We start from the raw sequence: 23,570 nt of genomic DNA on the forward strand, positions 1-23,570 counted from the left end.
ATCAGGCTGAGGCGGCCTTGGCCGCTTTGGCTTCCAGGGCGCGTTCGTTCTGCTCAGCTTCGTAGCGGCCGATCGTGCCGCGCATCCACCACAGCAGCGCCAGGCCTGGGAAGGCGAATACCACGGTCATCAGATAGAACGCGGGCCAGCCGTAGGCTTCAACGAGGTAGCCCGAAGTGGGCCCGACGTACACGCGGCCGATGGAAGCCAGCGCTGACAGCAACGCATACTGCGTCGCCGAGAACGACCGGTTGCACAGCGCCATCAGCAATGCAACAAAGGCCGCCGTGCCCATGCCACCGCAGATGTTCTCGATGCCGATGGCCACCGCCATCGTCCACAGATGCTGCGGCGTGACAGCCAGCACCCAGTAGCCCAGGTTGGACACCGCCTGCAGCACGCCAAAAAGCAGCAGTGCGCGCACCAGCCCCAGCCGCACCATCAGCGTGCCGCCGTACAACGCACCCACGATGGTGGCCGCCAAGCCGAGCGTCTTGTTGACGATGCCGACCTCGCCGGCGGAAAAGCCGACGCCCCGGATCAGGAACGTGGTGGACAGGCTGCCAGCAAACGCATCGCCCAGCTTGTAGAGCACGATCAGCGCCAGCAGCGCCCAGGCGCCACGGCGCGAGAAAAAGTCCTGCAGCGGGCCGACCACCGCTTCCTGCAGGCTGCGCGGCGCGCGCGCGGACACCTCAGGCTCCGGCGACCACAGCGTCGTGATGATGCCAAGCGCCATCAGCCCGGCCATCAGCAGGTACATGTTGCTCCAGCCCATCACGCGATCGGCCAGATACAGCGCCAGGCCGCCCGACACCAGCATCGCCAGCCGGTAGCCGAGCACCTTCACGGCCGCGCCGACGCCGCGCTCGCTCGAATGCAGCACATCGGTGCTGTAGGCATCGAAGACGATGTCCTGCGACGCCGACAAAAACGCCACGAGCACCGCCAGCCCTGCCAGTGCCCAGAGCGCGGCGTGCGGCGGCGTGAACGCCATGGCGGCAATCGACGCCACGAGCCCCGCCTGCGTCAGCACCAGCCAGCCGCGCCGGCGCCCCATCAGCGGCGGCGTGAAGCGGTCCATCAGGGGCGCCCAGAGGAATTTGAAGATGTACGCCTGCCCCACCAGCGAGAACAGCCCGATGGTGCGGATATCCAGCCCTTCCACCGTCATCCAGGCCTGCAGCGTGCCCGAGGTGAGCGCCAGCGGCAGGCCGGAGGCAAAGCCCAGCAACAGCATCGCGCCGATGCGGCGGTTGCGGAAAATATCGAGGTAATCGTGGAAGGTCATGCGGCGGGCCAGAGGCGAAGGCGATGCGAATGCGGGTTGCCACGTAGCGTGGCACGGTGCGTTGGCCGATATTATGTCGCACGGATTCGGCCCCTCACCCATATGCCCCGCATAACACGCTTCCTGCTGACTGCAATTGGCCTCGCGCTATCTGCATGGGCTGTCGCCATGGACGGCCCGCTGCCGGTGCCCGCCGACGGCGTGAAGCTGGAAGCGGCGACCACCACGTCGCCCAACATCCGGCTCGTCATTCCCGCCGAGGAAATCGATAAGCGCGCACTGGCCGAATACCAGGGAATCATCGACAACGCCGCCCACGAAGGCGCACTTGCGCCCGACAACGTGCCGGATCTGATCCGCATTCGCGGCATCGTCAGGCGCCTGACGCCCCAGGCCCCGCGCTGGAACCCCGACGCGGCGCACTGGCAGTGGGAGGTCAACCTGATCGGCTCGTCGCAGGTGAATGCGTTCTGCATGCCCGGCGGAAAGATCGCCGTGTTCTCGGGGCTGCTCGAACAGTTCAAGCTGACGGACGACGAACTCGCCATGGCACTCGGCCACGAGATCGCCCACGCATTGCGCGAGCACGCTCGCGCCCGCGCCGGCCAGCGCGAGATCACCAACCTGGGCGCCAACGTCATCTCGCAATTGTTCGGCTTCGGCAACCGGGGCGATACGGACCTGGGCGAAGGCGCCAAGATGCACCTGCTGGCCTTCTCGCGTGCGGAGGAAACCGAGGCCGACCTGGTCGGCATGGACATCGCCTCCCGCGCCGGCTACGACCCGCGCGCCGCGCTCACGCTGTGGCAAAAGATGGGTTCGATCGGCGGGACGGAGCAAAAGCAGTTTCTGTCGACGCACCCCTCGGGGCGCACGCGCATGGCCGTGCTGTCGCGCCATTTGCCTGAAACGCTCACGCTGTTTGCCGACGCCCGGCATATGACGATGGCGAAGCTGCCGGAATATCGGTCGAACATGCAATATCTGGGCGCCGCGCCTGTTGATAATGGCGATGAGGCGCCGATGCGGCCAATGGTGCGGCGGTAGTGTGCAAATCAATGCGGTTGCGGCTGCTCGCTTGAGCGGGAACACTGCACTGTATTCGCCTGCACTGCGAGCTCTCGCCGTGCCCGCCGCGACAACGCCATCCCCGCCACCGTCGCGCCCAGGATCAGCACCGCGCCGCCTGTCTGCATCGGGCTGAACCACTCGCCCAGGACCAGCGCGCCGAGCACCGTTGCCGTCAGCGGGCTGAGCAGCGACAGGAACGTCACGTCTGCGCCCAGCACGCCGATGCCGCGCACCCACAGCCAGTAGCCCAACGCTGTGCCGATGACGATGAGGTACGCAAAGCCCACCGCGTTACGCGCCGTGACCGCGGGCCGCAGGCCTTCCACGAACAACGCCACCGGCAGCAAGACCAGTCCGCCGAGCGCGAGCTGCCATGCCGCAACGGCCAGCGGCGTGCCGATACGGCCCCAGCGCTCAATGAGCACAGTCCCCATCGCCATCGAGAACGCAGCGGCCAGCGCTGCCGCCACGCCAACTGCGTCGAGCTTGGCCGCTGGGCCGAGAATCAGCAGCCCCACCCCCAACGAGCCGGCCAGCGCAGCCGCCAGTTGCGCCGGGCGCGGCTTGCGAGCCAGCAACGGCCACGCCAGCAGCGCGACCACCAGCGGCTGCGCAGACATGATCGTCGCCGCCACGCCGCCCGGCAGGCGCTGTGCCGCCACGAACAACAGCGCGAAAAATACGCCGATGTTGGCCAAGCCAAGCGCCAGCAGACGCAACAGCTTGTCTCGCGGCGGCAGGCCAGGACCGAGCAGCATGAGCAGCATCCCGGCCGGCAGCGCGCGCAACGCGCCAACCAGCAACGGGTGGCCGACAGGAAGCATCTGCGTGAAAACGAGATACGTGGTGCCCCACAGCATGGGCGCCAACGCTGTTGCCATCATTGTGGCCAGACGATTAAACCGCATGAGAAATCTCCACGTAACGTAATTTGATGTCGAAATAAATGCCGGTAAAAAGACGCACGAACTCGCCCCTATCAAGCTAATTGCTGGGGGCAAACAAACCCGGTAGGATTTTGCAAATTCGACATCAAGTAGTTTGACGTCGAAATACTAGGATGAGGTGTTCGATGGGTCAAGGCAATTCGGCATCGGCGCAAGGCGGGCCGATGGACGGCATTCTCGCGCAATGGCGCCGGGAGCGCCCGGACATCGACCCGAGCCCGATGGCGGTCTGCGGCGAAATCTGGCGCGCAGGTGAACGTCTGCGGCAGGCGGTCGTCGCGAACGTGGCGGAGGCGGAGCTCGACATGGCGGGCTTTGATGTCCTGCTCACCCTACGCCGCAATGGCCGCAAGCAGGCGTTGTCGCCATCAGCGCTGGCCAAGGACATGATGCTGTCTACGTCGGCCATGACCAACCGGCTTGACCGGCTGGAAACACGCGGTCTCATCGTCCGCAGAACCGATCCCGAAGACCGGCGAGGCCTGCAGATCGCGCTCACCGATGCAGGCTTTGCGCTCATCGATGGGCTCGTCGCCTCGCATGTCGAGACGGAGGAGCGCATGCTCGCGGCGCTGGGCCCGGCCGAGCGGTCGATGTTGCGCACGTTGCTCGGAAAGATTGGCGCCGCGCAGTGAAAGGGGCAGCCGACAGGCGCCCGTTATCGTCGGTCATCGCCACACGAAAGCGTCGGGCCGCCGTCCAGTCCCATCATGCCGGCTCGGATTCCAGCGCGAACAGAATCTCCACGCGGTTCTCTGCTGCCTGCGGGCCCTGCCAGCAGTGATAGATCTCGCGACTCTCGCCTGAGAGACGACAACCCTGCGCTGCCGCCGCCCGCAACAGCGTCGCATAGCTATCGAAAAGTCGATCGAGCGGCCCTTCGTGGACGTGCGCCGCGCAGGTTGCGCCCGGCAGCGTCTTCAGCACATGTCGGCCGTGGTACACCGGCACCGACTGCACGGGCAGGCAAAATTCGATCTCGCACGGTGTATCGGGGTCATGCGGCAGATTGCGGTAGATGAACATCCACGGACCGCTGACCGTCATGCCCTGCGCAGCCGCATCGGCTTCAACCGCCGCACAAACCGCAGACGCCGTCTTGCCGACTTCTGCGAGCGTGATGCGATGCGGCGCGCAAAGCACCCTTACCGGGGGAACAACCTTCATTTGCATTGGGCACTGATCCTTTTTGGAGCCGTGGCATTGCCTTGCACGGCCTGTGGTTTTGCATCGAGCGACAAGTTCGCCATCTTGCCGCGCATTGGCTAGAGCGACCAGCGTGATGGCCGCGAACATGCCAGCGCCCTCAGCGAATCCCCAGCCTGCAGCAACAACCCCGTAAGAAGACGGGTCGCGCAACCCGCCATTCCTCTTTACGATGGCGCCTCACGTACGCGCGTGAGCGCCAACCTGGAGGAACCTGTGAGCCTGACCATCCTGTGTGTGCTGGTGATCGTGGCAGCGGTGTGTGCAGCACGCGGCCGACGTCGGGCTGCGCGCGGGTTGGCGGTGTTCTCGGGTGTGCTGGTGATGGTGATCGGGTGCGGGCCTGCGCCGGCGTGGCTGCTGGATTCACTGGAAAAGCCCTTCGAGAACGAGCCGCACGTCCAATGGGGCGCGCGCAACGCCATCGTGCTGCTGGGCGCGGGCACGTTCCGCGTGGGCGACGCGGTCGAGCCGGGGCTGTTCTCGTATCCGCGCCTGGTCGAAGCCGCGCAGTTGTACCAGGCGTGCCGCAAGGCCGACGGCGATTGCAAGATCCTTGTCAGCGGTGGCGATGCCCGCCATCACGGCGAGCCGGAAGCCACGGTGTATGGCCGCGAACTCGTTGCCCTCGGCGTCGACAAGGCCGACGTGCTGATGGAGCCCAAGAGCATGAATACGTGGCAGAACGCCCAGTTCTCGCGCACGGTGCTTGCGCAATATGCGGCTGATCGCACGGTGCTCGTCTCGTCGGCCATCCACCTACGACGCAGCCTGCTGTATTTCACGCACTTCGGCATGGCGCCGGTTCCCGTGCGCGCCGACGATCTGCAGGCCGCGGCCTCGCCCTTGCCGATGGCGTACAACTTCGCGCTGACGGATTTCGCGCTGCACGAATGGATCGGCATCGCGCGCTATCACGTCTACAACGCACTGGGCTGGAACCCTGCGCGCATCAACCCCGGCGACGCCTGATTCGACTCCACAACGCCCGCGCATTCGAAGCCGCGCTCTAGTGCTTCCGGAGGGAAGCAAAAATCCGGCGCCGGCCTATACTTTGTGCATCGCAACATCCGGGCATCGCAATGCGCCATCTCGGCCGTATTGAAGCTCACCGCCTCATCACCATTGGCAAGCTTGCTTGCCACCACCCGCCCACCGGGCGCGGCCATCCCTGACGGGAATCGCTGACGATTCCTGCGCCAGCAAGTGGGCCGTTGCGTAAGCAACGCGCCCGCCCCGCCAGCCACACCTCAGAAGCAAACCAACAAACAAGGGGAACCCTCATACCTCAAGTCACGGCAAGCAAGCTGCCGGTCAAACTGCTCGCGCTCGTCTTTGGCGCCATTGCGGCGCTGGCCATCGGGCGGACTTTCCTGCTGAACTGGCAGATCATTCCGCCCGGCTACACGGGCATCAAGATCAACCGGCTCGTCGATCGCGGCATCACACATGAAAACGTCGTCACCGGGTTCGTCTTCTACAACCCTGTGCAGACGGCGATCATCCAGTACCCGACCTACGTGCAGCGCGTGATCTGGACGCAGGATGTGAACGAAGGCCACGCGCTCAACGAAGAGCTGACGTTCAATACCAAGGACGCCGTGCCCGTGAATGTGGACGTGGCCGTCTCGTACCAGCTCGACCGCGACAAGGTGCCGGCGTTCTACACCAACTTCCGCGCCGATCGCATCGAGACCTTCACGCACGGCTACCTGCGCGACACGGCACGCAACGTGATCGTCGCCATCGGCTCCGAATACAACTTTGATGACGTGAACGGCGGCAAGAAGGAAGAGTTCGTCGCGCGGCTGACCAACGAGCTGGACGCGCGGCTTGCACCGCTGGGCGTGTCGATCAAGCAGTTCGGCATTGTCGGCTCGCTGCGTCCGCCGCGTGCGTTGCTCGATGCGGTGAGCGCAAAGACCAAGGCCATCCAGGACGCGATCCGCACCGAGAACGAAGTGCGTTCCGCCCAGGCCGAAGCCAAGAAGAAGGTGGCGATTGCGGAAGGCGAAGCCGCGGCCAACCATGCGCTCGCCTCATCGCTGGATGACCGCCTGCTTGCGTGGGAACGCCTGAAACTCGAACGCGCCGCCATCGAGAAATGGAACGGCGTGACGCCGAGCGTGATGGCGGGCGGCAACGGCGGCGGCATGCTGTTCAACATTCCGGCAGGCGCGCAAAGCAAGTAAGTCGCGCCGGCAAAGAAAAACGCGCCCGAAGGCGCGTTTTTCGTTTCAGCTCAGGCGGCAATCAGCTCGCAAAACCTGGAGCGGCTTCGCGCACGGCGTGCTCGGCGCCGGCTGCAGGAATCGGCGCTTCCACGTGCAGGCTGGTCGCTTCGTCCACGCCCAGATGCACGTTCATGCATTGCACCGCGGCGCCGGCCGCGCCCTTGCCCAGGTTGTCCAGACGCGCGGTGACGACCATGCGCTCGTCGGAGCCGAACACGAACAGGTCGGCGCGGTTGGTGTCGTTGGCGCCCTGCACATCGAAGAAGCCGTTGTCGAGCGTCGTAACGTTGTCAGCCGGCGCCACGCGGATGAACTGCTCGCCCTGGTAATAATCGGCAAACACCTTGGCGATGTCTGCCGGGCTCGCCTTGCGTGCCAGATGCTGCGGGTGCAGGCCGATCGTCACGGCCAGGCCCTTGAGGAAGTTACCGACCACCGGCGTGAAAATCGGGGCGAGCGACAGCTTGCTCTGCACGCGCATCTCCGGCAGGTGCTTGTGTGCCAGTGCCAGCGCGTACGGGCGCGGGCTGTCGAGCTTCGGATTATTGGCGGCGAGGTAGTCGGCGATCATCGCCTTGCCGCCGCCGCTGTAGCCGGTGAGCGAGAACGCGGTGACCGGGTAGTCGGCCGGCACGATGCCCGCTTCCACCAGCGGGCGCATCAGCAGCACGAAGGCGCTGGCGTGGCAGCCCGGCACGGCGATGCGCTTGGTGTTGCGCAGGCGCTCGCGCTGGCCCTGAGCCAGTTCGGGCAGGCCGTAGACCCAGTCATCCGACGTGCGGAACGCGGTGCTGGCGTCAATGATGCAGGTGTTCGGATTGTTGACCAGCGAGACGGCCTCGCGCGAGGCGACGTCCGGCAGGCACAGGAATGCGACATCGGCGGCATTCAGGAACTTGGCGCGCTCGGCGGAATCCTTGCGCTTGTCTTCGGCGATGCGCAGCAGCTCGATATCGTCACGTTGCGACAGATAGTCGAGCAAGCGAAGGCCCGTGGTGCCTTCCTGACCGTCGACGAAAACCTTGAATGCCATGGCGATCTCGCTAAAAACAGAGGAGCAAAAAGCACAACGCCGGCCCCATGCCGGCGCGTGAGTTTTGCATTGTAGCGGCTGACGAAGAAATGTCTGCGGCAGCGCAATAAAGTGCTTACCAATGCACCTTGGTGTCGTAATCGATCGTCAGCGGCGCGTGATCGGAGAACTTGATGTCCTTGAAGATCGACGTGCGGCGCGCCGTGGCGGCAATGCCTGGCGTGGCGATCTGGTAATCGATACGCCACCCGACGTTCTTTGCGTACGCCTGGCCGCGGTTGCTCCACCAGGTGTACTGCTCGGGGCGCTGGTCGAGCGTGCGGAACACATCCACATAGCCGACCTCGTCGAACAGCTTGGTCAGCCACGCGCGCTCTTCAGGCAAGCAGCCGGAGTTCTTCTGGTTGCCCTTCCAGTTCTTGATGTCGATTTCCTTGTGGACGATGTTGACGTCGCCGCACAGCACGACCTCGCGGCCCTTTTCGTGGCGCAGGTCTTTGAGGTGCTCCATGAACAGGTCCATGAAGCGGAACTTGGCCTGCTGGCGCTCTTCGCCGCTGGAGCCCGACGGCACGTAGACCGAGATGATCGACAGCTTGCCGTAGCGGGCTTCGACGTAACGGCCTTCGGCGTCGAACTCGCCGTTATCGAAGCCGATGATGACCTCGTCGGGCTTGTGGCGCGTGTAGATGCCCGCGCCGCTGTAGCCCTTTTTCACCGCGTGCTGGAACACGCCGTGGTAGCCGTGCGGCGCCAGGAATTCAGGCGTCATGTCGTCTTGCGCGCATTTCAGTTCCTGCACGCAGACGAAATCGGCGTCCTGCTTGCCCATCCATTCAAAAAAGCCTTTGCTGGCAGCGGAGCGAACGCCGTTGAGGTTGGCGGAAATGATGCGTAACATGGCGGGACTTTTTTGCAGACCAGAGAAAAAAGATGAGCCAAAACAGCGAGTTGCGCCAATCCTTCATCCGCTTTGCGGTGGAAGCCGGCGTGCTGTCGTTCGGGGAATTCGTGACCAAGGCGGGGCGGACGTCGCCCTATTTCTTCAACGCCGGCAAGTTTGCAGACGGCGCCCTGCTGGGCCAAGTCGCGCAATTCTATGCGAAAACCTTGCTGGACTCGGGTGTCGAGTTCGACATGCTGTTCGGGCCGGCCTACAAGGGCATCACCCTGGCATCGGCCACCGCCGTGGCGCTCGCGGGCCTGGGCCGCAATGTGGGCTTTGCGTACAACCGCAAGGAAGCCAAGGACCACGGCGAAGGCGGCAGCCTGGTCGGCGCGAAGCTGCAAGGGCGCGTGGTGATCGTCGATGACGTGATTTCCGCTGGCACTTCGGTGCGCGAGTCGGTTGAGCTGATTCGCGCCGCTGGCGCGACGCCGGCTGCCGTGCTGATCCTGATGGATCGGATGGAGCGCAGCGGCAATGCTGTGGATATCGGCGAGCGCTCTGCGGTGCAGGATGTGCAGGCTCAGTATGGGATGCCCGTTGTGTCGATTGCCAACCTGGATGATCTGCTGGGGTATCTGGATGGGGCTGGTGATCCGGCGCTGGCTGGGTATCGTGAAAAGGCTGCGGCCTATCGGGACAAATACGGCGTTAGCGCGATCTGACGCTTTTTGCTGTGCTGTTGGGAAACCCCGGTTGATGGACTTCGCCGGGGTTTTGTTTTTTGTGGTTCATAAACCCACAACCCAACACCCTACTCGATCTTCAACCCCTTAAACGCCGGATTCCCCGCCGGATACTCCGGCTTCAGCCGCTCCATCACCTGCAGCAGAATCTCCGCCACCATCAGGCTGCGATGCGACTTGGAGTTGGCCGGAATGATGTGCCACGGCGCGTGCGGGGTGGCTGTGGCATTGACCGCGTCTTCGTAGGCGGCCATGTAGGCATCCCAGAGCTTGCGTTCTTCAATGTCCGCCATCCCGAGCTTCCAGTGCTTCTGCGGATCGTCGATGCGCTCCTGCAGCCGGTCGCGCTGCTCATCCTTGGAGATATGCAAAAAGCACTTGACGATGGTGGTACCGGTCTCGGCCAGCATCTGCTCGAAAGCGTTGATGTGAGCGTAGCGGCGCTTGCACTCGGCGGCGTCGATGTCTCCATGCACGCGAGTGACCAGCACATCTTCGTAATGGCTGCGATTGAAGATGACGATCTCGCCAGCGGCCGGCACCTCCGCATGGATGCGCCAGAGAAAGTCGTGCGCCAGCTCCAGGGGCGTCGGCACCTTGAAGCCCTTTACGCGCAGACCGAGCGGGTCGAGCGCACGGAACACGGTGCGTACCGTGCCATCCTTGCCCGCGGTATCCATGCCTTGCAGCACGACCAACAACTTGCGCCGATGCTCAGCATAGAAAATGTCCTGGAGTGCCTCAATGCGCGCAGACAGTTCGGCCAGCTGCGCCAGGTCACCGGCCTTACTGCCTGTGGTGCACGGCTTGGCGGCAGGATCGAACTTGGCAATCTTGAACTTGCTGCTGCCGTCGAAATACCAGGAGTCAATCGGGTTCTTGCCGCTGGATGCCACGGTATCTCCTTGTTGGCTTGTTGTTCTGAGGTAGGCGGCAGGCCGCCGTGCGCTATCCGAGGTATCAATGCGCGGCGGCGGTCAGCTTGAGCGCATCCAGGTCCAACGTGCCTTCAAAGACGGTTGTGGCGGGCCCCGTCATCATGACCGGCTGGCCAACGCCCGCCCACGCGATGGTCAGATCGCCGCCATGTGTGGCCACCTTGACGGGCGAATCGATCAGGCCACGGCGGATGCCGGCCACCACCGCTGCGCACGCGCCGGTTCCACAGGCGAGCGTCTCGCCCGCGCCGCGCTCGTACACGCGCAGACGCACGGAATGGCGATCGACGATCTGCATGAAACCCGCATTCACGCGACGCGGAAACACGGCATGCGATTCGATCAACGGGCCGTCTTCCAGTACGGGAAAGGCCTCCGTATCGTCGACGATCTGCACGGCGTGCGGATTGCCCATCGACACGGTCGACAGCCATTCAGTGCGGCCGTTGATCTGCAGCGCGTGCTGCGTGTCGTCGCCTTCGACGCGGGTGGGCAGGCCCTCGGGCAGGAACGGCAGGCGCGCCGCCTCGAACACCGGTGCGCCCATGTCAACTGTGACCTGGCCGTCGTCCTGCATCGTCAGCGTGGCAATGCCGTTCATGACTTCCACGCGCACGGTGCGCTTATCGGTCAAACCCCGGTCGGTGACGAACTTGACGAAGCAGCGGGCACCGTTGCCGCAGTGCTCCACCTCGCCGCCGTCGTGATTGAAGATGCGGTAGCGAAAATCGACGTCGGGCCGTGTCGAACGCTCGACCAGCAGGAGTTGGTCCGCCCCCACGCCAAAGTGGCGGTCAGCAATGGCAGCCCATTGCTCGGGCGTGAAGTCGATGGGGGTCTGGATGCCGTCGAGCACGACAAAGTCGTTGCCCGCGCCGTGCATCTTGGTGAAGTGCAGTTTCATGGCGGGCCGCACAGATGCGGCGATGAGCGTTCGGAAAACGCCCATTCTAAAGCGAGCCGGCCCCGGTTGCCCTGGGCCGGCTGCAGGCATCAATAAATGCCCGGCATGCCTTCTGGGCGGTGCTTGAAGCGCTTGTGCACCCAGTAATACTCGGTGATGCGCGGGCGGATCGCGTCTTCAAAGAAGGCGTTCATCCGGCGCGTATCGGCGGTCAGGTCGCCGGTGGGGTAGTTCTCCCACGCGGGCAGGATGCGCAGCGCATAGCCCTCGTAGTTCGGCAGGATCTCGGTGTACATCGGCACGACCTTGGCGCCCGTCATCGACGCCATGCGCGGAATGGCGTTGAGCGTGAGCGCCGGCACGCCGAAGAACGGCACGAACTCGGAGTCGCGCTCGCCGAAATCCATGTCGGAGATGAGCTGCAGCGCCTCGCCGCGCTTGATGGTGCGCATGATCTGGCGGATGTTTTCGTTGCGCGACACCATGGTCGCGCCAAAGCGGCTGCGCAGCGCCTTGATGGCGTCATCGAGCACCGGATTGGCCATGCGCGTGTACAGCGAGCAGCCCGCGTTGCCGACGTGCGTGCGCAGGTAGTCCGTCAGTGCCAGCGCGCCGATCTCCACACCTGACAGATGCAGGGTGACGAGAATGTGCGGCTGGCCGTGGAGCGCCGGCAGATTGGCCTGGTCGTCGATCTTCACCACGCGCATCAGGCGCTTTTCTGATGCGAACCACGCAAACGAGCGCTCGGCAAAGCTGCGGAAGACCTTGCGGAAGACGTCGTGCGCCATGGCTTCACGCTCGGCGTCGGACTTCTCGGGAAAACAGGCGCGCAGGTTGGCCAGCACCACGCGGCGGCGGCCATTGGGAATGCGGTACAGCAGCCCGCCCAGGCCTTCGCCAAAACGCGCGACAAAACCGTACGGCAGGAAGGACAACAGCCACAAAAAGCCGAGTCCGAGTTTGGCAGAGAAACGTTCCATAAAGGCAGCAGTGTCAGGCAGCAGGCGGAGCGTCCGCGCCCTTGGGATGCTTGTAGCGGTTATAGCCCCAGAGATATTGCGTCGGCGCCACGGCAATCAACCGTTCAATGGCGGCATTGATGCGGGTGGCGGCCTGCGTGGCATCTTCAGGCAGATCGCCGATCTCTTCCACGTGCAGGCGGTAGCCCGCGCCGCGCGGCAGTCGCTCGGCAAACAAGGCCACGACCGGCGCACCTGTCAGCCGGTGCAAACGGTGCACCAGCGTCATCGTATAGGCCGGCTTGCCGAAGAACGGCGCCCATACGCCCTCGCCGCCGGTGGGCGTCTGGTCGGGCAGGATGCCAATAGCCTCACCGCGCTTGAGTGCGCGCACGAGCATGCGCACACCGCGCGGGTCCGCCGGCGCCATGTGCATGTTAGGCCCCTTGCGCATGTTCTCGATCCAGGTGCGCAGGCTTTCCTTGCGCGGCGGCTTGAACAGCGATGTGACCGGATGCTCGTTCGCGTAGGCCTGCGGCAAGACCTCGAAGCAGCCCAGATGCGGCGTGAGGAAGATCAGGCCGCGCCCGTCGGCAAGCGCCCGTTCGATCACAGACCGGCAGACGTCGAACAGGTGCGGAGCGACCTGCGCCCCGTTCTTGCGCACCCAGAAGTACGGCATCTCGAACACCATCCGGCCGGCGGAGCGCCCGGCCTCTTTGAGCATGGCGGGCGTGACGTCGGGATAGGCGTGGCGGAAGTTGGCGATGAGCCGGTCGTGATAGCGGCCGGGCACCTTGGCGGCCAACGCTCCCAGCCAGCCGCCCAGCGCCTGCAGCACTGGCAGGGGCAGGCGTGAAAACAGCCAGTAGAGGAAGGTCATGCGTGCGTACGCTGCAATGTGTTGGTCGCAGTCGACAGGGGAGCAGGGTCTTGGCAGGCCTTGCTGCGGCCCAGAAAAGTGCCGCGTATAATAGCGCGATTCGCCGAGTTAACTGACAACTTGCGGGGCGAATCCTTGCTTGGCCACAAACCTCGGCAAGGTTGCTAAATACCGCTAAAGCGTCGCCGGCCGTGGCTTAACGGATTGGCAACGTGATAGCCAATCTGGAGCTAACAGCCGTGTCAAACGACTTCCTCTTCACCTCGGAGTCGGTCTCCGAGGGCCATCCCGACAAGGTCGCCGACCAGATTTCCGACGCCATCCTGGACGCCATCCTCGCCCAGGACAAATATGCGCGCGTCGCAGCAGAAACGCTGTGCAACACCGGCCTGGTGGTGCTCGCGGGTGAAATCACCACGACGGCCAACGTCGACTACATCCACGTTGCGCGCGAGACCATCAAGCGCATCGGCTACGACAACACCGACTACGGCATCGACTACAAGGGCTGTGCCGTCCTCGTCGCTTACGACAAGCAATCGCCGGACATCGCGCAGGGCGTGGACCGCGCATCGGACGACTACCTGAACCAGGGCGCCGGCGACCAGGGCCTGATGTTCGGCTACGCGTGCGATGAAACGCCCGAACTGATGCCCTTCCCGATCTACTATGCACACCGCCTGGTCGAGCGCCAGTCGCAACTGCGTCGCGACGGCCGCCTGCCCTGGCTGCGCCCGGACGCCAAGTCGCAGGTGACCGTGCGCTATGTGGATGGCAAGCCGCACAGCGTGGATACCGTGGTGCTGTCCACCCAGCACGCGCCGGAGATGTCGCAAGAGGCCATCCGCGAAGCCGTGATCGAAGAGATCATCAAGCCGGTGCTGCCTTCGCACATGCTGGCCGACACCAAGTATCTGGTGAACCCGACCGGCCGCTTCGTCATCGGCGGCCCGCAAGGCGACTGCGGCCTGACCGGCCGCAAGATCATCGTCGACACGTACGGTGGCGCAGCCCCTCACGGCGGCGGTGCGTTCTCGGGCAAGGACCCATCGAAGGTCGACCGTTCGGCCGCCTACGCCGCGCGCTACGTGGCCAAGAACGTGGTGGCCGCCGGCCTGGCGCGCCAGTGCCAGGTGCAAGTGAGCTACGCGATTGGCGTGGCACGCCCGATCAACATCACGGTGTACACGGAAGGTACGGGCGTGATCCCGGACGACCAGATCGCCAAGCTCGTGCACGAGCATTTCGACCTGCGCCCGAAGGGCATCGTGCAGATGCTGGACCTGCTGCGCCCGGTCTACGAAAAGACCGCCGCGTACGGCCACTTCGGCCGCGAAGAGCCGGAGTTCAGCTGGGAGGCCACCGACAAGGCCCTGCTGCTGCGCGAAGCGGCTGGCCTGGCGGGCGAGCCGGCCAAGGCGTTTGCCTGAGCCAGCGCTCGCATCAGAGAAAACCGCCCTTCGGGGCGGTTTTTTCTTGGGCGCTACGCTCGCTCACTGATGCGTGACGCGGAAAGCCGTCCACTCCTGCGATTTGCCGTAGCGCGACTGAATGCCCTGGCGCAATTCAGCGCCGCTGGCGTACTGGAAAAGTCCGTTCTCGATGTCGTAGAACAATTGCCGGCCGGCGCGCGTGTCGACTGCCATTGCATGCGTTTCATCGGCAATCCAATACACATCGGGCGTGCCGACCACCGTATCCAGCATGGCGGCCAGCGCCACATCGTCGGCCACGCGCGTGCCGTTCAGCTCCAAGTTGTGCAGCAGGTTCAGCACGTCCTGCCCATTGCCATTCGGATCCCAACGATATTTGACCTGCAAGATGCCGGCGCGCAGCTTGCTCGGGTCGGAATCCTTGGGCGCGATCGACGCGTCCAGCGTGTTCTTGCACCAGAGCGCGCTGGCGGCGGCGCACCAGCCGAGGCGGCGTTCGGTGTCGGTCCCGCCGCCCTGCGTCTGCAGGCTCGAATAGTTGTTGTGCGATGTGTAGAGCGTCTGTTCTGCCATGATGTGGCCTCGTCATCCATGAGCGTGAGCCACCGGCCTGTATGCCGGCGCACCGCAAGGAACCGTCCTCACGGCACAACCCACTCTAGGGACGCCAAGGCGGCGCCGATATGCGCCGCATGTGCCCAACCACGCCCCATGGCGGGCGGCCCGGGCCAAACATCACGGCAGGCAATTGCGCAATTTCGATCAGGCGCAGCAAGCCTGCTGGCGATACCGTATCGCCACCCAGGAGCTATCGCATTGACCACCGCCACCGACCGCTACCTCGCCCGCTTCCGCGCCGTGCTCGCACACATCGACGCGCATCTGGAAGACACGCTGGACGTGGATGGGTTGGCCGACGTGGCGGCGTTTTCCAGGTACCACTTTCACCGCCAGTTCTCGTTGCTGTTCGGCATGAACGTCCGGCGCTATGTGCAGTTGCTGCGCCTGAAGCGCGCCGCGCATCAACTCGCCTATCGCGACGATGCGCGTATCACCGACATCGCGCTGGCGTGCGGATACGAAGGGCCGGAAGCATTTGCGCGGGCGTTCCGCAGGCAGGCGGGACAATCGCCGTCGGCATTTCGGGCGGCGCCGCAGTGGGCGTCCTGGGCCACCGATCTACAGGCGCTGCGCGCCCTCAGGAGCCAACACATGCCCGCACAACCGCAACCCCATTCCGTCGAGATCGTCGAACGCGAAGCCGTGCCCGTCGCGGCCATCGCGCACCGCGGCGACCCAGCACGCCTGGGCGAGACCCTTCGCGCGTTCATCGCCTGGCGCCGCGAGCATCGCCTGCACCCCAGCGTTTCGGCCACATACAACGTCGTCTACGACAACCCCGACGACGTGCCGCCCGAGGCGTTCCGTATGGACATCTGCGCGGCCACGCCCACACCGGTAGCGCCCAATGAAGCGGGCGTGATGGCCAAGACGCTGGCAGGCGGGCGCTACGCCGTGCTGCGCCACACGGGCTCCGACGACACGCTCGGTCAGAGCGTGGCGTACCTGTATGTCGATTGGCTGCCCGCCAGCGGCGAGGAATTGCGCGACGCGCCGTTGCTGTTCCAGCGCGTGCGCTTCTACCCCGATGTGCCCGAACACGAAGCCGTGACCGACGTGCTTCTGCCGCTCCGGTGAGCGTTCAGACGGTCAGGCGTCCAGGTGGATCTGGATGCCGGTGGCCGTGTAGATGGCCGTGGCCTTGAAGCCGTCAACGACCACCGACGCGAACTGGCGGTTGCTGCCCGCGCCATCCACCACGGCGATGGTGTCGCCCACCTTGGGCGCGTAGCCGTTCACGAATTTCACGTGCAGCGTGCCGCCGGCAATCGTGGTGAGGCCCGCCACGCTCAGCTTGCCCTGACCGTTCGGGCCGATGGCCAGATCCAGCGTGGTGCCCTGCAGTTGCGTGAACTTGCCCGCAATGGCCACCGCTGCCGGCGCCTTGACGGCCAGCGTGCCGGCGCCCACATACACATCGCCCGCACCGAACGCGTTGGCCGAATCGGCTTCCAGCACGCCGCCTGCGACCTGCGTGCCGCCGGTGTAGGTGTTGGCGCCGGCCAGACGCAATGTGCCGCTGCCTTGCAGCGTGAGCTTGCCCGCGCCGGAGATGGCGTTGCGCCACGTGTCGGCCGCGTTGAAGCCGCCCTGCGTTGCATCCATCGACACGATCACGTTGCCATTGAACACGCCGTAGCCATCCGCGGCAGCAAACAGGTTCAGGCGGCCCCAACCTTCGGCATCGTCGAGCACGGGGTACCCGGAAGCCAGCTCCGTCGTCTTCAGCACCACGCGGCGCTGATCAGCGCTCAGATATGGGAAGCGCGTTTCCAGCAGCACCTCGGCGCCCTTGGGCACTACCGGCGCAAGCGTCGTCGCGCCAATCTGCGTGAAGCCAAACGTCATGCGGCGCGTGAAATTGGCCTGGTTGGTGGCGTAGTCGGCAAAGCGGTCAGTGGCCGGCGTGCCGGACTGGGCCAGCGTCGGGAAGGTCGTGGCATCCGTGCCGGTCTGCGCCATCAGCGCGGTGTGCGCCTGCGTGAAGGCGGCCGCCTTGAGCGTGGCGTTGGCCGGGTCGACCAGGTTGGCCGCGGCCGCAGCGATGCCGATCATGCGGCCCGCCATCACGTCCAGCGGCGAATGCATGCCGGCCAGGATGCGGTTCTCGCCCAGTTCCAGGCCGCGCGCCAGCATCTGCTGGAAGCGCTCGGGTACCAAGTACGCCATGGCTACCGCATCGCGCGTCGCCTCGGCCGAGTGGCCGCTGATGAAGCCGCCGTCGGTGGCAGGCGTAGGGCTCTCGGCCGGCACCAGCGTCGGCACCACCACCACGCTGCTGCTCCAGCGGTACGGGCGCGCGTATTTGTAGAAGCGCTTGGCCGGCTCGGTGGACGCGTTGTTGCCCACCGTGTTGATCAGGTCCACGACCTTGCCGAAGGCGGTATTGCCACCCGAGGTGCCCACGCCCGTGTTGTTGCCGCTGTCGTTGTAGAGCACGGTCGTGGCATCGGCCGGCACGGTGGTGATGGACGTGGTCTGCTGCGCCAGCGTGCGCCACGCGGTGGTCAGCGGCCCCATGCCGTCGGTCACGCTGTAGCCCTTGCCGCGGCGGTCGTCAAAGTACGCCGCGTCGGCCTGGGCCTGCGTGCGGTTGGTGGTCGCATTCACCACGTATTGAACGTTTGCGTTCAAGACCGGCAGATTGAGCTGCGTGCCGCCGGCCGTGCCGTCATTGGGCAGGCCCGTCCACGTGGACGCGACCACCGCCGGGAACGACCCGTTGGCCGGCGCGCTCACCCCTGCATCCACGATTTCCGTCAGCGGCTGCCACAGGTCGAGAAAGCGCGTGAACAAGCGCACACCGGCGTTGGTGCCGAGCGTGGCGTAGCGCGCATCGCCGCGCTGGTTGGTGGCGATGTTGTCGACGAAGGCCGGCACGCCGGTGGCCACGGCAGCCGTGTCGACAAAGCCCGGGTCTGCCGGCGGCGCCGGAACGGCCTGCGTGGTGGCAACGGACGTGCTGCTGGTGTTGTCATCGCCGCCGCCGCACGCGGTGAGCGCGAGGGCGCCGAAAAGCGCAACGAGGCTGGAGCAAAGACGCAGACGGGAAAACACGGGGCGGACAGTGAAGGACATGGTGCGGCGGGCTTGCAACCCGCACAGAGCGCTGGAAAGCCCAGCAGTCTCAGCACGCGCCGTGAAATAACGGTGACGTTTCGTTGACAAATCTGCGTGATCTTCGCCCTACATTGGGGCATTCCGCGTCATGACAGCGCTGACAGTGCGTTATGTCACAGAGTGATACAATCGCCGGCTGCACTCTTTGACTTTGGTGAAGCCTGGTCCGGGCAATCGCCGTCCCGTCGACCATGTCCGCTTCACCTCTGCATCCTGCCCTGCGCCGCTGGCTCCACAGCTTCATTCCTGCACCCGTGACGGTGCGGTGGAGCGAACGCGTCCGCTCCGCCGTCGGCGCACTTGTCGGCATCCTCTTTACCGGCACGATGATGAAGATGGTGCCGGGCGCTGCCACGCTGATCCCGCTGCTGGTCGCGCCCATGGGCGCCTCGGCCGTGCTGCTGTTTGCGGTGCCGGCCAGTCCGCTCGCGCAGCCGTGGTCGATCATCGGCGGCAACCTGGTGGCGGCCACCGTGGGCGTAACGTTCGCGCTGCTGGTGGATGATCCGGTGATTGCGTCGGCGCTGGCCATCTCGGTAGCGATCGCCGGCATGTTTGCCCTGCGCTGCGTGCACCCGCCTTCTGGCGCGGTGGCCCTCACCGCAGTGATCGGCGGCCCGGCCGTGCATGCGCTGGGCTATCGCTTCGTGCTGGAGCCGATCCTGGTCCAGTCAGCGCTGCTGCTGGTGGGCGCGCTGGCGTACCACGCGGCCACGGGCCACCGGTATCCGCACGCGCAACGCCTGCCCGCCGCCGAGCGTCCGCCCACCGCAGCCGGCTTCACCCGCGCCGACATCGTCGCCGCGCTCCGCCGTCAAAGCGAGCTGCTCGACATCGATCCCGAAGACATTGAAGCCGTGCTGCGCGAGATGCAGCTCCAGGCCTACACCCGCACGTTCCAGGCGCTCACCTGCGCCGACATCATGACCACGCCGGTGGTCACGGTTTCGGCCAGCACGTCGATCCCGCGCGCGCTGCAACTGCTGCGTCAGCATGGCTTCAAGGCGTTGCCGGTAGTGGACGAAGCGCGGCGCGTGGTGGGCATCGTCACGCGCGTCGACCTGCTCGGCCTGGCGCCGGCAGACATGCGCCAGACGTTACGCCGCTGGTTCAGCATCGGCGCCCTCACACCGCCGCGCGTGGCCGATCATATGAAGACGCGCGTGCAGACCATCGCTGCCACTGCGCCCATGTCGAATCTGGTGCCGATGTTTGCCAGCGCCGGCCACCACCACATTCCGGTGCTGGATACCGACGGCCGGCTGGCCGGCATCGTCACGGAATCGGACCTGGTGGGCGGGCTGTACCGTCAGGCCAACATCGAGCCGCAGGTGGCCTGACGCTTCAGCACCTCAGGCGCCCGAGTGCGGCTGCCCCGCCGTCACAGCGCATCCCAACGCCAATCCTGCTGCAGCCGATCCCGTACGTAATCGACAAACACGCGCACGCGGGGCGCAAGGTGCTGGCTATGCGGATAGATCGCGTGCAGCGGTGCCGCCGACACCGAATGCCCCGGCAGCACGCGCACCAGACGCCCGGCCAGCAGATCGTCGCCCACGTCCCAGATGGATTTGACGGCAATGCCCGCGCCTTCGGCCGCCAGCGCATGCGCGGCTTCGCCGTCGTTGGTGACGATGGATGCGGTCACGCGCACGGTGTGCTCTTCGCCGCCGCCGCTGAAGCGCCAGTCGGCACGGCGCTGGTCACCGATGAGGATGCACCGATGCCGCACCAGGTCTGCCGGATGCACCGGCGCGCCATGCTCGGCCAGATAGTCCGGCGAGGCGCATAGCACCCGAAAATTTGGCGCCAGCGGCCGCGCGATCAGCGTCGAATCGGTCAGCGCGCCAAAGCGGATGGCCATGTCGTAACCGCTGTCGATCAGGTCGACCACGGCGTCGGTCAGCTCAAGCTGCACGCTCAGTTGCGGATGCTCCCGCTGAAACGCCGCCACGATGGGCGCAATGCGTCGACGCCCGAGCTGGCCCGGCGCGGTCACGCGCAGCAGGCCGCTCACAGCCTGGCGACGCTGCATCAACAGCGACTCTGCTTGTTCGATTTCATCAAGGATGCGCACCACGCGGCTGTGGAACAACGCGCCCTCTTCAGTCAGCGTCTGACGGCGCGTGGTGCGCTGGATCAGGCGTACGCCCAAGGCCGCTTCGAGCTGCGCCAGGCGTTTGCTGACCACCGACAGCGGCAAATCCATCTCGCGCGCCGCGCCGGACAGGCTGCCGGCGGAAACGATACGGGCAAACGAAATGAGCGCGGGCAGGTTGTCGAGCATGGGGTAATTCTTCGCGTTTCGGAAAGGATGTTTCCTATTTTCAGCGGTATTTCAGCGATTTCGCGAAGGCTAGCATGCCCCGGTCTTTCACGTTTGCGCTTGCGCCATGACCCGACTGCTTGATACCCCGCCCTCCACCGACGCCCACGTCGACATCGCTGTCGCCCCGCCGCACGCCGGCCGCCGCACGTTTCTCAGCCGTGCAGGCGCCGGGGCAAGCGCCCTGGCTGCCGGCGCGCTGCTGGCCGGCAACGCCACCGCGCAGACACCGCGAGCCAACGCCCCTGCGACGGCGGGCGCGCCAGGTGCAGGCCAGTTCTGGCCCGACGGCATCCGCCTTGTCATCTCCATCTCAATGCAGTTCGAGGCCGGCGGCCAGCCACCCAAGGGCACCGACAGCCCGTTCCCCAAGATCGACTTTCCGGCCAGCATGCCGTCCGACCCGGCCACCAACACGTGGTTTGCCTACGGTTACCGCGAGGGCATTCCGCGCATGCTCGACCTGTGGGACCGACACGGTGTGAAGGTGACCTCGCACATGATCGGCGAGGCTGCGCTGCGCCACCCTGAACTGGCGCGTGAGATCGTCGCTCGCGGCCACGAGGCCGCCGGACACGGCCCGCGCTGGAGTTCGCAATACGCCATGACGCGCGCCCAGGAACGCGCCTTCCTGAGCGAAGCCATGACGATGGTCGAAGCAGTGACGGGCCAGCGCCCCGTGGGCTACAACTGCAACTGGTTGCGACGCGGCCCTAATACGCTGTCGCTGCTGCAAGAGCTGGGCTACCTGTATCACATCGATGACCTCAGCCGCGACGAGCCCTTCATCGAACAGGTCAACGGCCGCGACTTCGTGGTCGTGCCCTACACGCTGCGCAACAACGACATCCTGCTGGTCGAAGGCCGCAACTATTCGCCCTCAGCATTCCTTGAGCAGATCAAGCTCGACTTCGACCAGCTCTACGAAGAAGCTGGCTCGCGCCGCCGCATGATGTCGATCAGTGCGCACGACCGCATCAGCGGCACGCCGCAGATGGTGCGCGCGTGGGACGCCTTCCTGCGCTACGCCAAGCAGCACCCCGGCGTGGCCTTCCTGCGCAAGGACGAGATCGCCCGCTACACGGCCGGGAGCCCGCTGAGCGTGCGCGAGCCCGAAACCATCTGACGCCGGCCCGGCTACTCACCCCCCCTGCACGCATAGCCATGCCGCATATCGTGATCGAAGCGACGGAGCCGCTGGCACGTCGCCTGGACTTTCCCGCGCTATTGCGCACGATCCACCAGCAGTTGGCCGACAGCGGCAGCGCGCGGCTGACCGACCTCAAGAGCCGCGTGCATATCGCCGAAACGTATCTCGCCGGCGACGACGCACAAGCGCAATTCGTCGTCGCCCGTCTGGGGCTGACCAACCCGCGCCCTGCCCAGATGCAGCGCGACATGGCTGCAGTCATCCACGTCGTGCTGCGCGACGCCATTGCCGCCAGCCCAGACGCCGGCGCCTGGTGGCAATGCTGCGTGCTGGTCGAAACGCTCGACCGCACGCTGTACCAGAAGACCGACTCGCGCGCCCCTGGCTAGCCCGCCTGTCCATTCCATACCGCCCACAACAACAAACCAGGAGACCGCATGAACACGCACCCGCACGCCGGTGCGCTGGCCCAGCCCGCGCCCGCTTCCCCCGTTCCTCCCACCTCGCCCGCACTGCCACACGCCGTGCCTGACGACCCTGCCCTCGATGCCCTCTACCGCCGCATCGCCTGGCGGCTGATGCCGATCCTGTTGGTGGCCCAGGTGTTGGCCTACCTCGACCGCGTCAATATCGGCACCGCCAAGCTCCAGATGGCGGCGGACCTGAGCCTGAGCGCCACCGCCTACGGACTCGGCGCAGGCATCTTCTTCCTCGGCTATTTCTTCTTCGAGGTACCAAGCAACCTGCTGCTGCATCGGCTGGGCGCGCGCGCCTGGATCGCACGGATCATGGTGTCGTGGGGGCTGCTGTCGGCGGCCATGGGCTGGGTGCAGAGCACGACGGGGTTTTACGTGCTGCGCTTCCTGCTTGGCGTGGCCGAAGCGGGGTTCTTTCCCGGCATCGTGCTGTATTTGACGTACTGGTTTCCCGCGCACCGGCGTGGCCGCATGACCACGTTGTTCATGAGTGCCACGGCCGTGGCGGGCATTGTGGGCGGCCCGTTGTCCGGATGGATCCTGGCTGCGTTCGACGGGCAGCTCGGGCACGCCGGCTGGCGCTGGATGTTTGCGCTGGAGGGGCTGCCTTCGGCGCTGGTGGGTGTGCTGGTGTTCTTTCTCTTGCCGAGCCGACCGCGCGAAGTGCGCTGGCTCAGTGCCGATGCGCTGGCCCTTCTGGAAGCCGATCTCGCCAAGGCTGCACCGGCGCAGGCGCGGCTGCATCGCGCGTCGGACATCCTCAACGGCACGGTCATGCTGTTTGCGCTGATCTACTTCCTGCTGCTGGCAGGGCTGTATGGCGTGAGCTTCTGGCTACCGAGCGTGATTCGCACTGCCGGCATCGCCAGTACCGTCACGGTCGGCTGGTTGAGCGCCATACCTTACGCGGTTGCCATGGTGGCCATGAATGTGGTGGCACGGCAAGCCGACAAGCGGCGTAACTGGGGCACGCTGGTGGGCGCCTGCGCTCTGGTGGCAGGTGCGGGCTTTTGTGTGAGTGCGTTCACCGTGGACCAGCTTGCGCCAGCCATGGCCGCATTGACGGTGGCCTCGGCCGGCATCCTGTCAGCGCTGCCGCTGTTCTGGAACTTGCCCACGGCACGCCTGCACGGCGTAGCGGCCGCTGCCGGCATCGGCTTCATCAACGCGATTGGCAACCTGTCGGGCTTCGTCAGCCCGTTCGCCATCGGGTGGCTGACGGACTTGACACACACGGCAACCGCAGGCGTGGGGCTGCTGGGCGCATGCGCCATGCTCGCCGGGGCGCTGACGCTCGCGTACGCACGTCGGGGCCGCCCGTCCTGAGCCCAGTTGTGCATGCC

General features: G+C 65.4%; 23 protein-coding genes. 11 read left to right on the top strand and 12 right to left on the bottom strand.

Features of this window, described 5'->3' with window-relative positions; translation table 11 throughout:
* Position 1: 1 nt before the first annotated feature.
* Positions 2-1,291, bottom strand: coding sequence for a muropeptide transporter (locus ACEN9T_RS24360; protein WP_092974364.1), 1,290 nt, complete (start codon positions 1,289-1,291; stop codon positions 2-4).
* 102 nt (positions 1,292-1,393) lie between these two features.
* Between ACEN9T_RS24360 and ACEN9T_RS24365 the strand changes: the two genes are divergently transcribed.
* Complete coding sequence (locus tag ACEN9T_RS24365; protein WP_413707308.1) at positions 1,394-2,338, top strand: M48 family metallopeptidase; 945 nt, start codon at positions 1,394-1,396, stop codon at positions 2,336-2,338.
* Positions 2,339-2,346: 8 nt separating this feature from the next.
* Here ACEN9T_RS24365 and ACEN9T_RS24370 read toward each other — a convergent pair whose 3' ends face one another.
* Positions 2,347-3,270 (bottom strand): DMT family transporter, encoded by a 924-nt coding sequence (locus ACEN9T_RS24370; protein ID WP_413707309.1) that lies wholly within the window; start codon positions 3,268-3,270, stop codon positions 2,347-2,349.
* 203 nt (positions 3,271-3,473) lie between these two features.
* Between ACEN9T_RS24370 and ACEN9T_RS24375 the strand changes: the two genes are divergently transcribed.
* Positions 3,474-3,944, top strand: a complete 471-nt coding sequence (locus tag ACEN9T_RS24375) for a MarR family winged helix-turn-helix transcriptional regulator (RefSeq protein ID WP_413707310.1) — start codon at positions 3,474-3,476, stop codon at positions 3,942-3,944.
* 73 nt (positions 3,945-4,017) lie between these two features.
* Here the strand turns inward: ACEN9T_RS24375 and ACEN9T_RS24380 are convergent, their stop codons facing one another.
* Positions 4,018-4,476, bottom strand: coding sequence for a GyrI-like domain-containing protein (locus ACEN9T_RS24380; protein ID WP_413707311.1), 459 nt, complete (start codon positions 4,474-4,476; stop codon positions 4,018-4,020).
* Between the two features lie 255 nt (positions 4,477-4,731).
* On the opposite strand from ACEN9T_RS24380, the gene ACEN9T_RS24385 reads away from it, so the two are divergent.
* Positions 4,732-5,487, top strand: a complete 756-nt coding sequence (locus ACEN9T_RS24385; protein WP_413707312.1) for a YdcF family protein — start codon at positions 4,732-4,734, stop codon at positions 5,485-5,487.
* Between the two features lie 311 nt (positions 5,488-5,798).
* On the top strand, positions 5,799-6,707 hold the full coding sequence (locus ACEN9T_RS24390) for a prohibitin family protein (RefSeq protein ID WP_092974349.1): 909 nt from the start codon (positions 5,799-5,801) through the stop codon (positions 6,705-6,707).
* Positions 6,708-6,768: 61 nt separating this feature from the next.
* Here ACEN9T_RS24390 and argC read toward each other — a convergent pair whose 3' ends face one another.
* The gene (argC, locus tag ACEN9T_RS24395; protein WP_092974346.1) at positions 6,769-7,782 is read right to left on the bottom strand and encodes an N-acetyl-gamma-glutamyl-phosphate reductase; all 1,014 of its coding nucleotides are present in this window, start codon (positions 7,780-7,782) and stop codon (positions 6,769-6,771) included.
* A gap of 115 nt (positions 7,783-7,897) precedes the next feature.
* Positions 7,898-8,683 (bottom strand): exodeoxyribonuclease III, encoded by a 786-nt coding sequence (locus ACEN9T_RS24400; protein ID WP_413707313.1) that lies wholly within the window; start codon positions 8,681-8,683, stop codon positions 7,898-7,900.
* A gap of 32 nt (positions 8,684-8,715) precedes the next feature.
* Between ACEN9T_RS24400 and pyrE the strand changes: the two genes are divergently transcribed.
* Positions 8,716-9,393 (top strand): orotate phosphoribosyltransferase, encoded by a 678-nt coding sequence (gene pyrE / locus ACEN9T_RS24405; protein ID WP_045205038.1) that lies wholly within the window; start codon positions 8,716-8,718, stop codon positions 9,391-9,393.
* Positions 9,394-9,482: 89 nt separating this feature from the next.
* Here the strand turns inward: pyrE and ACEN9T_RS24410 are convergent, their stop codons facing one another.
* The 4 genes from ACEN9T_RS24410 to ACEN9T_RS24425 form a co-directional block, all read right to left on the bottom strand.
* Positions 9,483-10,310, bottom strand: a complete 828-nt coding sequence (locus ACEN9T_RS24410; RefSeq protein ID WP_092974337.1) for a polyphosphate kinase 2 family protein — start codon at positions 10,308-10,310, stop codon at positions 9,483-9,485.
* A 64-nt stretch (positions 10,311-10,374) separates the two neighbouring features.
* Entirely contained in the window at positions 10,375-11,256 is an 882-nt protein-coding gene (gene dapF / locus ACEN9T_RS24415; RefSeq protein WP_260803789.1) for a diaminopimelate epimerase, read from the bottom strand.
* An 89-nt stretch (positions 11,257-11,345) separates the two neighbouring features.
* Positions 11,346-12,239, bottom strand: coding sequence for a lipid A biosynthesis lauroyl acyltransferase (locus tag ACEN9T_RS24420; protein WP_252692030.1), 894 nt, complete (start codon positions 12,237-12,239; stop codon positions 11,346-11,348).
* A gap of 13 nt (positions 12,240-12,252) precedes the next feature.
* Positions 12,253-13,101, bottom strand: coding sequence for a lysophospholipid acyltransferase family protein (locus ACEN9T_RS24425; protein ID WP_092974331.1), 849 nt, complete (start codon positions 13,099-13,101; stop codon positions 12,253-12,255).
* A 239-nt stretch (positions 13,102-13,340) separates the two neighbouring features.
* Between ACEN9T_RS24425 and metK the strand changes: the two genes are divergently transcribed.
* Positions 13,341-14,531 (top strand): methionine adenosyltransferase, encoded by a 1,191-nt coding sequence (metK, locus tag ACEN9T_RS24430; RefSeq protein ID WP_092974328.1) that lies wholly within the window; start codon positions 13,341-13,343, stop codon positions 14,529-14,531.
* Between the two features lie 63 nt (positions 14,532-14,594).
* Here the strand turns inward: metK and ACEN9T_RS24435 are convergent, their stop codons facing one another.
* Complete coding sequence (locus ACEN9T_RS24435; RefSeq protein ID WP_413707314.1) at positions 14,595-15,107, bottom strand: hypothetical protein; 513 nt, start codon at positions 15,105-15,107, stop codon at positions 14,595-14,597.
* Positions 15,108-15,350: 243 nt separating this feature from the next.
* On the opposite strand from ACEN9T_RS24435, the gene ACEN9T_RS24440 reads away from it, so the two are divergent.
* Entirely contained in the window at positions 15,351-16,232 is an 882-nt protein-coding gene (locus tag ACEN9T_RS24440; RefSeq protein WP_413707315.1) for an AraC family transcriptional regulator, read from the top strand.
* Positions 16,233-16,244: 12 nt separating this feature from the next.
* Here the strand turns inward: ACEN9T_RS24440 and ACEN9T_RS24445 are convergent, their stop codons facing one another.
* Entirely contained in the window at positions 16,245-18,233 is a 1,989-nt protein-coding gene (locus ACEN9T_RS24445) for a phosphatase PAP2 family protein (protein WP_413707316.1), read from the bottom strand.
* Between the two features lie 233 nt (positions 18,234-18,466).
* On the opposite strand from ACEN9T_RS24445, the gene ACEN9T_RS24450 reads away from it, so the two are divergent.
* Positions 18,467-19,615 carry an HPP family protein gene (locus ACEN9T_RS24450; RefSeq protein WP_092974322.1) on the top strand — a complete coding sequence of 383 codons (1,149 nt, stop codon included), beginning with the start codon at positions 18,467-18,469 and terminating at the stop codon, positions 19,613-19,615.
* Positions 19,616-19,656: 41 nt separating this feature from the next.
* On the opposite strand, the gene ACEN9T_RS24455 is transcribed toward ACEN9T_RS24450, so the two are convergent.
* Positions 19,657-20,562 (bottom strand): LysR family transcriptional regulator, encoded by a 906-nt coding sequence (locus tag ACEN9T_RS24455; RefSeq protein ID WP_092974319.1) that lies wholly within the window; start codon positions 20,560-20,562, stop codon positions 19,657-19,659.
* A 106-nt stretch (positions 20,563-20,668) separates the two neighbouring features.
* Between ACEN9T_RS24455 and ACEN9T_RS24460 the strand changes: the two genes are divergently transcribed.
* The 3 genes from ACEN9T_RS24460 to ACEN9T_RS24470 are packed head-to-tail and all read left to right on the top strand — an operon-like array spanning position 20,669 to position 23,553.
* The gene (locus ACEN9T_RS24460; protein WP_413707317.1) at positions 20,669-21,727 is read left to right on the top strand and encodes a polysaccharide deacetylase family protein; all 1,059 of its coding nucleotides are present in this window, start codon (positions 20,669-20,671) and stop codon (positions 21,725-21,727) included.
* A 38-nt stretch (positions 21,728-21,765) separates the two neighbouring features.
* Positions 21,766-22,140: a 5-carboxymethyl-2-hydroxymuconate Delta-isomerase gene (locus ACEN9T_RS24465; protein WP_413707318.1), complete on the top strand. Its 375-nt coding sequence runs from the start codon at positions 21,766-21,768 to the stop codon at positions 22,138-22,140.
* A gap of 48 nt (positions 22,141-22,188) precedes the next feature.
* Positions 22,189-23,553: an MFS transporter gene (locus ACEN9T_RS24470; RefSeq protein WP_413707319.1), complete on the top strand. Its 1,365-nt coding sequence runs from the start codon at positions 22,189-22,191 to the stop codon at positions 23,551-23,553.
* Positions 23,554-23,570 lie beyond the last annotated feature (17 nt).

This window comes from Ralstonia sp. Ralssp110 (assembly GCF_047325135.1).
Lineage (GTDB): Bacteria > Pseudomonadota > Gammaproteobacteria > Burkholderiales > Burkholderiaceae > Ralstonia > Ralstonia mojiangensis.